This is a genomic window from Streptomyces sp. NPDC007189 (genome assembly GCF_040703635.1).
Classification (GTDB): Bacteria; Actinomycetota; Actinomycetes; order Streptomycetales; family Streptomycetaceae; genus Streptomyces.
Genome location: NZ_JBEYEY010000011.1, coordinates 56,765 through 70,347 on the forward strand (window position 1 = coordinate 56,765; position 13,583 = coordinate 70,347).

Annotated in this window: 13 protein-coding genes and 1 riboswitch; of the genes, 2 read left to right on the forward strand and 11 right to left on the reverse strand. The window is 72.7% G+C overall.

Going from position 1 to position 13,583, the window contains the following annotated elements; all coding sequences use genetic code 11:
• Window positions 1-94 precede the first annotated feature (94 nt).
• Window positions 95-1,960: an AAA family ATPase gene (locus AB0950_RS22485; protein WP_360157612.1), complete on the forward strand. Its 1,866-nt coding sequence runs from the start codon at window positions 95-97 to the stop codon at window positions 1,958-1,960.
• A 104-nt stretch (window positions 1,961-2,064) separates the two neighbouring features.
• Here the strand turns inward: AB0950_RS22485 and AB0950_RS22490 are convergent, their stop codons facing one another.
• The 10 genes from AB0950_RS22490 to AB0950_RS22535 form a co-directional block, all read right to left on the reverse strand.
• Window positions 2,065-3,138, reverse strand: coding sequence for a hemolysin family protein (locus AB0950_RS22490; protein ID WP_366779293.1), 1,074 nt, complete (start codon window positions 3,136-3,138; stop codon window positions 2,065-2,067).
• Entirely contained in the window at window positions 3,135-4,469 is a 1,335-nt protein-coding gene (locus AB0950_RS22495; protein ID WP_360157606.1) for a hemolysin family protein, read from the reverse strand. Before AB0950_RS22495 ends, AB0950_RS22490 begins: the two co-directional genes overlap by 4 nt.
• Before the next feature lie 235 nt (window positions 4,470-4,704).
• On the reverse strand, window positions 4,705-5,169 hold the full coding sequence (locus AB0950_RS22500; RefSeq protein ID WP_360157604.1) for a PH domain-containing protein: 465 nt from the start codon (window positions 5,167-5,169) through the stop codon (window positions 4,705-4,707).
• Window positions 5,170-5,184: 15 nt separating this feature from the next.
• The gene (hisG, locus tag AB0950_RS22505) at window positions 5,185-6,033 is read right to left on the reverse strand and encodes an ATP phosphoribosyltransferase (protein WP_360157601.1); all 849 of its coding nucleotides are present in this window, start codon (window positions 6,031-6,033) and stop codon (window positions 5,185-5,187) included.
• Between the two features lie 54 nt (window positions 6,034-6,087).
• Entirely contained in the window at window positions 6,088-6,360 is a 273-nt protein-coding gene (locus AB0950_RS22510) for a phosphoribosyl-ATP diphosphatase (protein WP_023552153.1), read from the reverse strand.
• Between the two features lie 34 nt (window positions 6,361-6,394).
• Window positions 6,395-6,880 (reverse strand): 6,7-dimethyl-8-ribityllumazine synthase, encoded by a 486-nt coding sequence (ribH, locus tag AB0950_RS22515; protein WP_360573865.1) that lies wholly within the window; start codon window positions 6,878-6,880, stop codon window positions 6,395-6,397.
• Window positions 6,881-6,909: 29 nt separating this feature from the next.
• Entirely contained in the window at window positions 6,910-8,193 is a 1,284-nt protein-coding gene (locus AB0950_RS22520) for a bifunctional 3,4-dihydroxy-2-butanone-4-phosphate synthase/GTP cyclohydrolase II (protein WP_366779294.1), read from the reverse strand.
• Window positions 8,190-8,831: a nicotinamide mononucleotide transporter family protein gene (locus AB0950_RS22525; protein ID WP_360157592.1), complete on the reverse strand. Its 642-nt coding sequence runs from the start codon at window positions 8,829-8,831 to the stop codon at window positions 8,190-8,192. Before AB0950_RS22525 ends, AB0950_RS22520 begins: the two co-directional genes overlap by 4 nt.
• On the reverse strand, window positions 8,828-9,436 hold the full coding sequence (locus AB0950_RS22530) for a riboflavin synthase (RefSeq protein ID WP_360157589.1): 609 nt from the start codon (window positions 9,434-9,436) through the stop codon (window positions 8,828-8,830). Before AB0950_RS22530 ends, AB0950_RS22525 begins: the two co-directional genes overlap by 4 nt.
• 154 nt (window positions 9,437-9,590) lie before the next feature.
• Window positions 9,591-9,721, reverse strand: a riboswitch (FMN riboswitch).
• Window positions 9,722-10,056: 335 nt separating this feature from the next.
• Window positions 10,057-11,772, reverse strand: a complete 1,716-nt coding sequence (locus AB0950_RS22535; RefSeq protein WP_366779295.1) for an ROK family protein — start codon at window positions 11,770-11,772, stop codon at window positions 10,057-10,059.
• Window positions 11,773-11,901: 129 nt separating this feature from the next.
• On the opposite strand from AB0950_RS22535, the gene AB0950_RS22540 reads away from it, so the two are divergent.
• The gene (locus AB0950_RS22540; RefSeq protein ID WP_361984700.1) at window positions 11,902-13,116 is read left to right on the forward strand and encodes an MFS transporter; all 1,215 of its coding nucleotides are present in this window, start codon (window positions 11,902-11,904) and stop codon (window positions 13,114-13,116) included.
• On the opposite strand, the gene AB0950_RS22545 is transcribed toward AB0950_RS22540, so the two are convergent.
• A complete protein-coding gene (locus AB0950_RS22545) occupies window positions 13,076-13,534 on the reverse strand; it encodes an acyl-CoA thioesterase (RefSeq protein WP_360157580.1) in 459 nt (152 codons plus the stop codon). The genes AB0950_RS22540 and AB0950_RS22545 overlap by 41 nt on opposite strands.
• Window positions 13,535-13,583 lie beyond the last annotated feature (49 nt).

A 13,583-nucleotide genomic window follows, 5' to 3' on the forward strand; every position in this document is an offset into this window, starting at 1 on the left:
TAACTCCGGTCCGCGGCACAGCGCTTCGACCGCGGCGGCCGTCGGGCGACTGCCCGGTGGTGATCCACGGGGACACGGTCTGTGGGGGGACGGGATGGACTTCGGCACGCAGGGCCCCGAGGCCCCGGCCGACCTGGCCTGGCTGCGGGGGGTGGACGCCTACACGATGGGCGCCTATCCGCAGGCGGAGGAGGAGTTCCGCGCCGCGGTGCGGATGGACCCCGGGATGGCCGACGGCTGGCTCGGGCTGCACGCGCTCCGGGTCGACACGACGACCTCGCTGCTGAGGATGTTCCGGCACCGCGACCGCTTCGGCGAACAGCGCGCCCGGCACCGCCGGTCGCTCAACTCCTGGTACTGGCTGGGCTGGTGGGTGCAGCCGGTGCTGGAGAGCCCGCGCGATCTGCTGCTCGCGCACGCCTCGCACTGGCTGGACGGCCGGCACGTGCCCGAACTGGACCGGGCCCTCGCCGGGCTGCCCCCGGTCGACACCGACCCGCAGGTGCGCTTTCTGCACGCCTGCCGCTCCTACCTGGTCAAGGACTGGGAGCAGCTGGTACGGCACACCGACCCGCTGCTGGACGATCCCATGCTCGGCATCGAGGCGGGCCTGTTCGGCGGCATGGCCCGGGTCCGGCTGGAGATGTACGGCCAGGCCGAACCCCTGCTGTCGGCGGCGCTGATGCGCTGCCGCAGCGAGCAGCCGCAGCGCAAGGAGCTGCGCTACTGGCTGGCGCGGGCGCACGAGGGCACGGGACGCTCGGCGGCCGCCCTCCCCCTGTACCGGGCCGTGCACCGCGTCGACCCCGCCTTCATGGACACCTCGGCGCGGCTGGCGGCGATCGCCGAGGGCGACGGGTACGACGACACCGCCGACCTCGCCGCGATCACGCTGACCGGCGCGGGGCAGGACAGCGTGGACGGCCCCGACGGTTTCGATCCGATCTTCGGCACCGAGGGGCGTGATCTGCGGCTGCCGGAGCCGGATCTGCCGACGGGTCCCCTGCCGTCGGTGTCCGATCCGGCGGTGCGCATGAAGACCGGCCTGTCCTCCTCCTCGCCGATCCCGGCCGGTCCGACCGACCCCGCCCTCCTGGAGGAGGCGCTCGCCGAACTCGAGCGGATGGTGGGCCTGGAACCGGTGAAACGCCAGGTCAAGGCATTGTCCGCGCAGCTGAACATGGCGCGGCTGCGGGCCGGTCAGGGGCTGCCGGTGCAGCCGCCGAAACGGCACTTCGTCTTCTCCGGCCCCTCGGGCACCGGCAAGACGACGGTGGCCCGGATCCTGGGCCGGGTGTTCTACGCGCTCGGGCTGCTCGGCGGCGACCATCTGGTGGAGGCCCAGCGGGCGGATCTGGTCGGCGAGTACCTCGGGCAGACGGCCGTGAAGGCCAACGAGCTGATCGACTCCGCGATCGGCGGCGTGCTGTTCGTGGACGAGGCGTACTCGCTGTCCAACTCCGGGTACGGCAAGGGGGACGCGTACGGCGACGAGGCCCTGCAGGTGCTGCTGAAGCGGGCCGAGGACAACCGGGACCATCTGGTGGTGATCCTCGCCGGCTACCCGGAGGGCATGGACCGGCTGCTGGCCGCGAACCCCGGGCTGTCCTCCCGTTTCACCACCCGCGTCGACTTTCCCTCCTACCGTCCGCAGGAACTCACCGAGATCGGCAAGGTGCTGGCCGGGGAGAACGGGGACGTGTGGGACGAGGAGGCACTGGAGGAGCTGCGCTCGATCGCCGGGCACGTGGTCGAACAGGGCTGGATCGACGAGCTGGGCAACGGGCGGTTCCTCAGGACCCTGTACGAGAAGAGCTGCGCGTACCGGGATCTGAGGCTGTCGACGTACCCGGGTTCCCTGTCCCGGGAGGACCTGGCCACGCTGCGGTTGCCGGATCTCATGCAGGCGTACGGCGAGGTGCTCTCGGGGCGGGGGCCGCACGATCCGTCGGGTATGTGATGCACCCGAAGGGGCGCGGGGCCGCGTTCGCCGTGCGGCTCCGCCGCGCGGGTACGACCCGCCCACCGCCGGGCTGCACCCGCGCAGCTCCCGCACCACCCGGGCTAGGAAGCGAGCACCTGCTCCGGTTCCCCGCTCACCCGCGGCTCCGGCATCTCCCGGTGGGCCGGGTCGCGGACCTCGCCCACCAGCAGCTCCAGGACGTCCTCCAGGGCCACCAGCCCCAGCACCTTGCCGGAGGCGTCGGCGACCTGCGCCAGGTGCGTGGCCGCTCGCCGCATGACCGTCAGCGCGTCGTCGAGCGGCAGCTCCGCCCGCAAGGTGGTCATGGGGCGCCAGACGTCCTGCGGGACGGCGCGGTCGGAGTGCTCCAGGTCCAGCACGTCCTTGACATGGAGATACCCCATGAAGGGGCCCTTGTCCGACGCGGCGACCGGGAAGCGGGAGTACCCGGTGCGGGCCGTCAGCTCGATGATCTCGCCGGGGGTGACCGCCGGCGTCACCGTGACCAGGGACTCCCGGCGCAGCAGGACGTCCGTCACCGGGCGGGAGCCCAGTTCCAGGGCGTCCTCCAGGCGCTCCCGCTCCTCGGGGTCGAGCAGGCCGGCCTGGCCGGAGTCCTCCAGCAGGCGGTTGAGCTGCTCGGTGGTGACGACGGCCTCGACCTCGTCCCTGGGCTCGACCCGGAAGAGCCGCAGGATGGCCTGGGCGCAGGCGCCGAGGGCCACGGTGATCGGCCTGCAGACGCGGGCGAACCAGACCAGGCCGGGGCTGAGCCAGAGCGCCACCTTCTCGGGGGCCGCCATCGCGAGGTTCTTCGGCACCATCTCGCCGATGACCAGGTGGAAGAAGACCACCGCGGCCAGCGCGATGACGTAGCCCAGCGGGTGGACCATGCCGTCGGGGAGGTGGACCGCGGCGAACACCGGCTCCAGCAGATGCGCCACCGTCGGCTCGGCCACCGCGCCGAGGGTCAGCGAGCAGACGGTGATGCCGAACTGGGCCGCGGCCATCATCTGCGGCAGCCGCTCCAGGCCGTGGATCACCTGGCGGGCGCGGGCGGTGCCGAGCGGTTCGATCTGGCTGCGGCGCACCGAGACGAGCGCGAACTCGGCGCCGACGAAGAAGCCGTTGGCGAGCACGAGCAGCGCCGCGAAGACCAGTTGGAGGACGCTCATCGGGCGGCCTCCATCACGTTGGCCGCCGGGGCCGTACGGACCAGGCGGACCCGCTCGGCGCGGTAGTGGCCGACCTGGCGGACCGAGAGGCGCCAGCCGGGCAGCTCCGCCCGGTCGCCGGGGGCGGGGATGCGGCCCAGCAGGTCGGCGACGAGTCCGGCGACCGTCTCGTACGGCCCCTCGGGCACGTCGAGGCCTATGCGCTGGAGAATGTCGACGCGGCAGCTGCCGTCGGCGTCCCAGGCGGGCCGGCCGTCCTCCGGCGGGGCGGGGGCCAGCTCGGGCATGTCCTTGGCGTCGTGCTCGTCGCGCACCTCGCCGACGAGCTCCTCGACGATGTCCTCCAGGGTGACCACGCCGGCCGTGCCGCCGTACTCGTCGACGACGACCGCGATGGGCTGCTCGGAGCGGAGCCGGGTCAGCAGGGGCTGGACCGGCAGGGTCTCCGGGACCAGCAGCGCCTTGCGGGCGATACGGCCGACGGGGGTGCGCAGGCGGTCGTGCACGGGGACGGCGAGGGCGTCCTTCAGATGGGCCATGCCCACGATCTCGTCGATCTTCTCCCGGTAGACCGGGAAGCGGGACAGGCCGGTGGCCCGGGTGAGGTTGACGACGTCTTCGGCGGTGGCCGTGTCCTGGAGGGCGCTGACCTTCACCCGCGGGGTCATGACGTGCTGTGCGGTCAGCTCGCCCAGGGACAGGGTGCGTACGAACAGGTCGGCCGTGTCCTGCTCCAGGGCTCCGGCCTGCGCGGAGTGGCGGGCCAGGGAGACGAGTTCGCCCGGGGTGCGGGCGGAGGCCAGTTCCACGGCGGGTTCGACGCCGAGGGCCCGCACCAGACGGTTGGCGACCGTGTTGAGCGCGGCGATCACCGGGCGGAACAGGCGGGAGAAGCCGGCTTGCGGGCCGGCCACGAACCGGGCGACCGGCAGCGGCTTGGACACCGCCCAGTTCTTGGGCACGAGCTCGCCGATCACCATCTGGACCGCGGAGGCCAGCAGCATGCCGACGACCACGGCGACACCGGAGACGGCACCGCCCGGGATGCCGAGCGCGGCGAACGGGCCCCGCAGCAGGCGGGCCAGGGCGGGCTCGGCGAGCATGCCGACGACCAGGGAGGTGATGGTGATGCCGAGCTGGGTGCCGGACAGCTGGAAGGACAGCTCCTTGAGCGACTCGGCGACCCTGCGGGCCCGTCGGTCGCCCTCGGCGGCAGCCTTCTCGGCCTCCGTCGCCTCGACGGTCACCAGGCCGAACTCGGCGGCCACGAAGAAGCCGTTGGCGAGGATCAGCAGGAAAGCCGCTCCCAGGAGCAGCAAAGAGATGGTCACGCTGCCACCGCCTTCCCGGTATGTCGGGTCGGGGCGGCGCAGGTACTACAGGACGATCCGTCCATCGCTGGAGGGAGTCACTCCTCGGGTAGCAGGAACCCCTGTGCGCCGGCTGGCGTCCAGGGGCGAAGGCCCGGCGAAAGGGCCTCCGTCACCAGATTAATCAAGACGGCGCCCAGGGGGCAGGGTGGGCGACCCGGAGTGAGCCCGGAATCACCCCTGACGCTGCCCCGAGTCAGCCCCGGCCGTCCGCCGGGTGGGCCGTCGCACGGGCTTCGGCAAGGGCCCGCAGGGCCCGCGCGTCGGCGATGGCGCGCTGCTTGGCGAGCCCCGGCTGGATGCCGAGCGCGGGCAGGCTGGTGCCGTCGCTGAGGTTGAGGAAGACCCAGGGATCCCCCGGACGGAGGTTCACCTGAAGGATCTCCGGCCATTCCAGGCGCCGCCGGCTTGCGATGTTCACCACGGTCACGCCGGACTCGTCGGCGACGACCTTCACCCGGGAGATCCGGGCCAGCACCCAGAAGATCAGCGCCCCGGTGACAATGAAGCTGGCCCGCTCCCCCGGGCCGAGCTGCTCCAGCAGCAGCGCGATCCCGGAGATGGTCAGGAAGATCAGCACCCCGGCGGTGAGCAGGATGGCCCGGGTGTGGCCCGGCCGGAAGGTGACGGGGAGGGCGGGAAGGGTGGGCGTGTCGGACATCTCGGTGCGCACCCCTTACAGGCGGCAGGCGTGGATGGCCGTGGTCAGGATCGCGCGGGCGCCGATGGCGTACAGGTCGTCCATGATCCGCTGCGCCTCCTTGGCGGGGACCATGGCGCGGACCGCGACCCAGCCCTCGTTGTGCAGCGGGGAGACGGTCGGGGACTCCAGGCCCGGGGTGAGCGCGACGGCCTTCTCGAGCTGCTCCACCCGGCAGTCGTAGTCCATCATCACGTACGTCCGGGCGACCAGGACGCCCTGGAGGCGGCGCAGGAACCGCTGGACCTTCGGCTCCTCGGCGCCGGCGCCGGTGCGGCGGATGACGATCGCCTCGGACTTCATGATCGGCTCGCCGAAGACCTCCAGGCCGGCGTTGCGCAGGCTGGTGCCGGTCTCGACGACGTCGGCGATGACCTCGGCGACGCCCAGCTCGATCGCGGTCTCCACGGCGCCGTCCAGGTGGACGACGGAGGCGTCGACGCCGCGCTCCTCGAGGTGCCCGGCGACGATGCCCTCGTAGGAGGTGGCGACCGTCTTGCCCTTGAGGTCCTCGATGCCGTTCGCGGTGCCCGGCTTGGCGGCGAAGCGGAAGGTGGAGCGGGCGAAGCCGAGCGGCAGGATCTCCTCGGCGCCGGCGCCGGAGTCGATCAGCAGGTCGCGGCCCGTGATGCCCAGGTCGAGGCGGCCGGAGGCGACGTAGATCGCGATGTCGCGGGGGCGGAGGTAGAAGAACTCCACCTCGTTGCCCGGGTCGACGATCCGCAGCTCCTTGGACTCCCGGCGCTGCTGGTAGCCGGCCTCATGCAGCATCTCCGCCGCAGGGCCGGACAGTGAACCCTTGTTGGGGACGGCGATGCGCAGCATGAGGTCGGCTTCCTTTGCGTGAAGGGGTTTTCTACGGCTTGTGCGGCGGGCGGGTTACAGGTGGGCGTAGACGTCGTCCAGGGAGATCCCGCGGGCGACCATCATCACCTGGACGTGGTACAGCAGCTGGGAGATCTCCTCGGCGGCCGCCTCCTTGCCCTCGTACTCGGCGGCCATCCAGACCTCGGCGGCCTCTTCGACGACCTTCTTGCCGATGGCATGGACGCCCTTGCCTACCAGCTCTGCGGTGCGGGAGGTGGCGGGGTCGCCGTGGGCGGCCTTCTGCTGGAGCTCGGTGAAGAGCTCCTCGAACGTCTTCTTGGACATGGTGGTCCTTACCCTACGCGCTCCGGCCGGTGCCTCAGTGCCAGGGTTCGGATACCGAGCGCAGCGTGGCGGCGGTCGACACCGCCGCGGTCACCGCCTCGTGGCCCTTGTCCTCGTTCGAGCCCTCCAGGCCGGCCCGGTCCAGAGCCTGCTCCTCGGTGTCGCAGGTGAGCACGCCGAAGCCGACGGGCACGCCGGTCTCGACGCTGACCTGGGTGAGGCCGGCGGTGACCCCCTGGCACACGTAGTCGAAGTGCGGGGTGCCGCCGCGGATGACGACGCCGAGGGCGACCACGGCGTCGTAGCCGCGCCCGGCCAGCACCTTGGCCGCGACCGGGAGTTCGAAGCTGCCCGGGACCCGGATCAGGGTCGGCTCGTCGATCCCCAGCTCGCGCAGGGCGCGCAGGGCGCCGTCCACCAGACCGTCCATCACCTTCTCGTGCCACTGCGCCGCGATGACGGCGACCCTCAGGTCGCTCGCGTTGCGTACGGACAACTCCGGTGCACCCTTGCCGCTCACGTGTCTCCTCAAGTGCCTTGCTGTCGTGCTTACTGGTTGGCCGCCACGGCCGGCGTGTCCAGCCAGGGCAGGTCATGTCCCATACGGTCGCGCTTGGTGCGCAGGTAGTGCAGGTTGTGCTCGCCGGCCTGGACCGGCATCGACTCGCGGCCGGTGACCTTCAGGCCGTGCCGCAGCAGCGCGTCGGTCTTGTCGGGGTTGTTGGTCATCAGCCGGACGCTGCGCACGCCGAGGTCGGCGAGGATCTGCGCGCCCGCGCCGTAGTCGCGGGCGTCGGCGGGCAGGCCGAGTTCGAGATTGGCGTCGAGGGTGTCGCGGCCCCGCTCCTGGAGTTCGTACGCGCGGAGCTTGGACAGCAGGCCGATGCCGCGTCCCTCGTGGCCGCGCAGGTAGACCACCACGCCCCGGCCCTCCTCCTGGATGCGCCGCAGGGCGGTGTCCAGCTGGGGGCCGCAGTCGCAGCGCAGGGAGCCGAAGACGTCCCCGGTGAGGCATTCGGAGTGGACGCGGACCAGGACGTCCTCGCCGGCGCCGATCTGGCCGTGGACGAGGGCGACGTGCTCGACGCCGTCGACGGTGGAGCGGTAGCCGTAGGCGGTGAAGGTGCCGTGCCGGGTGGGCAGGCGGGTCTCGGCCTCGCGGCGGACGGTGGGCTCGCTGCCGCGGCGGTAGGCGATCAGGTCCTCGATGGAGATGATCGTCAGGCCGTGCTTGCGGGCGAACGGGATCAGCTCGGGCAGGCGGAGCATCCGGCCGTCCTCGCCGGCGATCTCCACGATGGCGCCGGCCGGGCGCAGGCCCGCGAGCCGGGCGAGGTCGACGGCGGCCTCGGTGTGGCCGTTGCGGACGAGTACCCCGCCGGGCTTGGCGCGCAGCGGGAAGATGTGGCCGGGCCGGACGAAGTCGGCGGGCTCGGCCGTGCCGCTCGCGAGCAGCTGGAGCGTGGTCGCGCGGTCGGAGGCCGAGATGCCGGTGCTCACACCGTGCGCGGCCGAGGCGTCCACCGAGACGGTGAACGCGGTCTTCATCGACTCGGTGTTGTCCTGGACCATCTGCGGGAGCTGGAGCCGGTCCAGTTCCCCGCCCTCCATGGGCGCGCAGATCAGTCCCCGGCACTCGCTCATCATGAACGCGACGATCTCAGGGGTCGCCTTCTCGGCGGCGATGACGAGGTCGCCCTCGTTCTCCCGGTCCTCGTCGTCCACGACGACGACCGGGCGGCCGGCCGCGATGTCGGCGATGGCCTGCTCGACGGGGTCGAGGCCGAAGTTCTCGATGGCGTCGGTGTCGTACAGGGGCGGTGCCGAGGTCATGCCGGGGCTCCTTCCAGGACGGGCTGCGTGCTCTTGCGGGAGCGCAGCCACCAGTCGCGCATGCCCCACAGGACGAGTGCGCCGTAGATGACGTAGACGAAACCGGAGAAGGCGTAGCCGTTGGCGAAGTTGAGGGGCACGCCGACGAGGTCGACCAGCAGCCAGGCGATCCAGAACTCGACCATGCCCTTGGCCTGGGCGTACATGGCCACGATGGTGCCGACGAAGATGTAGGCGTCGGGCCAGGGGTCCCAGGACAGCGACGGGTAGGCCGTGAAGAGCAGGGCCACGGCGACGGTGCCGGCGGCGGCCGCGCCGAGCATGGCCGCGCGCTCGCGCCAGGTGGCGAAGCGGGGGGCGATGTGACCGTCGTCCGAGCGGTTCTTGTTGCGCCGCCACTGCCACCAGCCGTAGAGGGCGACGGCCATGACGACGGCCTGCTTGCCGGCGCTGCCGGTCAGATGGCCGTAGAAGGCGGCGAACAGGACGAGCCCGGAGAGGAACTGCACGGGCCAGGTCCACAGGGAGCGGCGCCAGCCGAGGGCGAGGGTGATCAGGCCGAGGATGTTGCCGGTCATGTCCGACCAGATGATGCGCTGGCCGAAGAGGGTGAAGGCCTCGGAGTTCAGCCAGTTCACTGGGCGGCCCCCTGGGCGCGGTCGCCGAGCAGCCGCTCGACGTACTTGGCGACGACGTCGACCTCGAGGTTGACCGGGTCGCCGGGCTGCTTGTGGCCGAGCGTGGTCAGGGCGAGGGTGGTCGGGATGAGGCTGACGGTGAAGTAGTCGGGACCGGCGTCCACGACCGTGAGGCTGATGCCGTCGACGGTGATGGAGCCCTTCTCGACGACGTAGCGGGAGAGGTCGGCCGGGAGGGAGATCTTCACGATCTCCCAGTTCTCCGAGGGCTTGCGCTCCAGCACCTCTCCGGTGCCGTCGACATGGCCCTGCACGATGTGCCCGCCGAGGCGCGCGCCCACGGCCATGGGGCGTTCGAGGTTCACGCGGGAGCCTACGGTGAGCGCGCCGAGGCTGGAACGCTGCAGGGTCTCCGCCATCACATCGGCGGTGAACTCCTCGCCCTCGTGCTCCACGACGGTGAGACAGACCCCGTTCACGGCGATGGAGTCGCCGTGCCGCGCGCCCTCGGTCACCACGGGGCCGCGGAGCCGGAAGCGGGAGGCGTCGCCGAGGTTCTCGACGGCGGTGACCTCACCCAGCTCTTCGACGATTCCGGTGAACACTTCCCGGGTCCTCCTGCCTCTTGGGGCACGGACTCCGGGGCCTGTCGATGACGACAGAACGTACGGGTGAGCACGCCGGGCGACGCCGAAAAAGGGCCGTCCGCGTACGGACCAGCCCCAGATACGGCGACGCGCACAGGTGTGTGCCCGCCCGCCGCGCACTGCCTCCCATCCGGACTTTAACCGTCGGTCCAGGAATTTCACCTGGTCAACCGGCCGCTGGAAGCGACCGGGTCGCGGACTGTAACCGCCGGTTCGGACTTTCACCGACCCCGGAGTGCGCTGCTTCTGGTACAGGCCCAGTCTGCCACGCCGGGCGGCCCTCCAGACAGGCGGAGGGTGTGGGCTCCCTCACAGTGCGTGTCACCGGCCTTGCGCGCCGCAGCCGGAGCGCATAACTCACGGGTCCGCAGAGCCAGTTGACCTTGACTCACACCCATTGACCCAACTGGTCTAGTCCTTTTATCGTGCGGGCGGGTCCGGCGGCGGTGACGACGGCCCTTGCCCGCCGCCGGACCGCCAGAACGGCCGGACGCGCCGGGGCGCGGGGCCTCCGTACGCCAGGACAGGCTGATCGCCCGGTGCGGACCTGACTCGCCGAGAGCGGGCCGGGTAGGGCGTCAGGTGCGGTCCGGGGGTGCGAAGAGGTCGTCCTGGGCTCGGTCCCGGGCCGTCAGCAGCGCCCCGCGCAGGACCGCGGCGCCGCCGAGGGTGCTCGCGCGCACCTCTGTGACCAGGGGCGACATACGGCTCAGGCGGTCCTCGACGAGCCCGGCCAGCACCGGGCCGCCGGCCTGCCCGACCTCTCCGCCGAGCACCACGCAGCCCGGGTCGAGTACGGCGACGACGGACGCGGCGCCGACGGCGATCCGGTCGGCGAGGGCATGGAGGAAGGCTCCGGCGCGCCGCTGCCCGTCCGCCCGGGCCGCACCCGGCGTCCCCGCCCGCGCCGCACCCGGCGTCCCCGCCCGCGCCACACCCGGAGCCACCGCCTCCGACCCCGGCGTCGCCACAGCCGGAGCCACCCCCTCCGAACGCAACGCACCCGGCGTCTCCGCTCGGTCCGCACCCGAAGCCGCCTCCCCCGCCCACGCCGGCCCCGTGCCCAGGTCCACCGCCCCCGCACGCGCCACACCCGGCGTCCCCGCCCGCGCCGCATCCGAAGCCGCCTCCCCCGCGCGCGCCACACCCGGCGTCACCCCACGCCAAGCCACCCCCTCCACATGCTTCCCACCCGGCGTCGCCGCGCCCAAGTCCAGCGCCTCGGCACGCGCCACACCCGGAGCAACCGCCTCCGCACGCGCCACACCCGGAGCCACCGCTTCCGCACCCGGCGCCCCCGCGCCCGCGGCCACCGCCTCTGCCCCCGGAGCCACCGCCCCCGCCCGCGCCGCACCCGAAGCCACCGCACCCGAAGGCACCGCTCCCGCGTTCTCCGTCTCCCCCACCGCTCTCTCGACCACCGCCGCCGCCCCCGGGCCGTCCATCGCGGGCGGGATCGGCAAACCGTGCTCCGCGGCCAGGGCGCCGATCGCCGACGCGCCCGCCAGGGAGTGGAAGCCGCCGTCGCAGTCGCGGGCCGAGGGGAGTGAGGCGGTGCCCGGGACGGGCAGGAAGCCGATCTCGCCGGTGCCGCCCGAGGCGCCGCGGCGGAGGGTGCCGTCGAGGACGACCGCCGCGCCGACGCCGTGGCCGAGCCATAGCAGAACGAAGGTGTCCCGGTCGCGGGCGGCGCCCTCGCGCTGCTCGGCCAGGGCGGCGAGGTTGGTCTCGTTCTCCACGGTGACCCGGGCGCCCGGCAGCCGGTCCTGCAGGGCCGTGGCCAGGCTGCGGTGCCAGGCGGGCAGGCCCCCGGAGTCCCTAAGGTCGCCGGTGGCCGGGTCGATCAGGCCGGGCGCACCGATGCCGACGGTGTGCAGCCGGTCGGCACCGGCCTCCTTCGCGGTCCGCTCCACCGCGGCCACCGCCTGCTCGACGGCGGGCCCGGTGCCGGTGTCCCCGCCGATCGGTACCGACGCCTCGGCCAGCACCCGGCCGACCAGGTCGGACACCAGGACGACGACACCGCCGGTACGGACGTCGAGCGCGGCCAGATGGGCCCGGTCGGCGACGATGCCGTAGAGGCGGGCGTTGGGGCCGCGGCGCTGCTCGCCGGACTCGCCGACGACGGTGATCAGTCCGGCGGCGGTGAGCCGTTCCACGAGGTCGGCGACCGTCGGCCGGGACAGACCCGTCAGCTGCTTCAGTTGGCCCGCGGTGAGCGGGCCTTCCTGCTGCAGCAGGCGCAGGGCCAGGCGGTCGTTGATGGCCCGGGCGGTGCTGGGTGATGCGGGCATGACGGGATCCTCCCAGATCGACGCGCGCCGACGGCGGCCCTGAAATCCGCTATCTATCAGGCAGGGTCCCTGATAGTTTACGGCGCGTGGAGTCGAGGCGGGCTGGGAACTCCCGGGGAGGGACACAGCATGAGTGATCTGAGTGACGCGCGCGGTGAGGTCAGGCGCGCCCGGTACGCCGTGGCGGCCGTGTTCGCCGTGCACGGCGCCGTGACCGGCTCGTTCGCCACCCGGGTGCCGTGGATCCAGGACCACGCCTCGCTCGGCGCGGGCCAGTTGGGCTTCGCGCTGGCCTTCACCGCGTTCGGCGCCTCGTGCTCGATGCCGCTGGCGGGCCGGATCAGCCACCGCTTCGGCAGCCGTACGGCCCTGCGCGGGCTGATCGCGCTGTGGACCCTCGCCCTGGTCCTGCCGTCCCTCGCGCCGAACCTGTACACCCTGTGCCTGGCGATGTTCACCTACGGCGCGAGCGCGGGCATGGCCGACGTGGCGATGAACGCGCTGGGCGTCGAGATCGAGCGGCTGCTCGGCCGGTCGATCATGTCGGGGCTGCACGGCATGTGGAGCGCGGGCGCCCTCGTCGGCTCCGCGGCCGGCACCCTGGCGGCCCATCTCGGCTCGGACGCCCGGCTGCACTTCGCGCTCGCCGCGGCCGTGCTCACCGCGCTCGGCCTGACGGCCTGCACGTGGGTGCTGGACCTGCAGCCCGCCGAGGACGAGGAGCCGCCGCCGAGGTTCGCGCTGCCGCCCCGCTCGGCGCTGCTGATCGGCACGGTCGGCTTCTGTGCGGTGTTCGCGGAGGGCGCGAGCCTGGACTGGTCGGCGGTGTTCCTGCGGGACCGGCTGGGCAGCTCGGCCGGGCTGGCGGCGGCCTGCACGACCGGGTTCATGCTGACGATGGCCGTGGCCCGGATCGCCGGAGACGCGATGGTGAACCGGTTCGGCGCGGTCCGTACCGTCCGGGCCGGCGGCGTGCTGGCGGTGCTGGGCGGGCTGCTCATCGTGAGCGCCGGGCACGAGGCGGTGGCGATGGGCGGGTTCGCGCTGATGGGGCTCGGCATCGCGGTGGTCGTACCGCTGTGCTTCGCGGCGGCCGGGCACGCGGGACCCAACCCCAGCCAGGCCATCGCCGGTGTGGCGACGATCACCTACACCTCGGGGCTGATCGCGCCGAGCCTGATCGGCGGGGTGGCGCAGGCGACCAGCCTGGTGGTGTCGTTCTGCGTGGTGACGGCGCTGGCCTGCGGACTCACCGTGTTCGCGGGCGTGCTGCGCAGCGCCGAGCGCGGCGGCCGGAGCGAGGTCAGCCGGCCGGCCGCAGCAGTTCCCGACCCACGGCCCTGAAGGCGTCGGACCAGGGCGCCGGGCGCAGCGTGGTGGCGTCCAGCCGGACGAGCACCCGGGCGCCCTGGGCGTAGGTCAGCGTCCCGTCGGCCGAGCAGAAGCGGAAGCCGTAGGTCAGGCCCGTGGTGCCGAGCCGGTCCAGCCAGAGGTGGACAGCATAGGTGCCGGGGCTGGTCACCGGCGCCTCGTAACTGATGCGCAGTTCGCGGACGGCGTTGCAGGCGTCGCCGGCCGCGTGCCAGTCGCCGTCGAAGCGGACGCCGTACGCGCTCCACAGCTCGGTCCAGGCCCGCTCGACCAGCAGCGGGTAGCGGGCGTTGTGCAGGAGGCCGAGCGCGTCGAGGTCGTCGAAGTGCACGGTGACGGGGATCAGCCGGCCGTAGGAGACGACGGGGGCGGTCGGGGCTTCGGCGGTCACGGGTGGGGTTCCTGAGCATCGCTGGTGCTGACGATCCATACTAAGCGAC

Bases quoted from the DNA above. Each gene is read 5' to 3' on its own strand.
- AB0950_RS22485 (WP_360157612.1), top strand. From the start codon at position 95: ATGGACTTCGGCACGCAGGGCCCCGAGGCCCCGGCCGACCTGGCCTGG.
- AB0950_RS22490 (WP_366779293.1), bottom strand. From the start codon at position 3,138: ATGAGCGTCCTCCAACTGGTCTTCGCGGCGCTGCTCGTGCTCGCCAAC.
- AB0950_RS22500 (WP_360157604.1), bottom strand. From the start codon at position 5,169: ATGTCCGACACGCCCACCCTTCCCGCCCTCCCCGTCACCTTCCGGCCG.
- hisG (WP_360157601.1), bottom strand. From the start codon at position 6,033: ATGCTGCGCATCGCCGTCCCCAACAAGGGTTCACTGTCCGGCCCTGCG.
- AB0950_RS22510 (WP_023552153.1), bottom strand. From the start codon at position 6,360: ATGTCCAAGAAGACGTTCGAGGAGCTCTTCACCGAGCTCCAGCAGAAG.
- AB0950_RS22520 (WP_366779294.1), bottom strand. From the start codon at position 8,193: ATGACCTCGGCACCGCCCCTGTACGACACCGACGCCATCGAGAACTTC.
- AB0950_RS22535 (WP_366779295.1), bottom strand. From the start codon at position 11,772: ATGCCCGCATCACCCAGCACCGCCCGGGCCATCAACGACCGCCTGGCC.
- AB0950_RS22540 (WP_361984700.1), top strand. From the start codon at position 11,902: ATGAGTGATCTGAGTGACGCGCGCGGTGAGGTCAGGCGCGCCCGGTAC.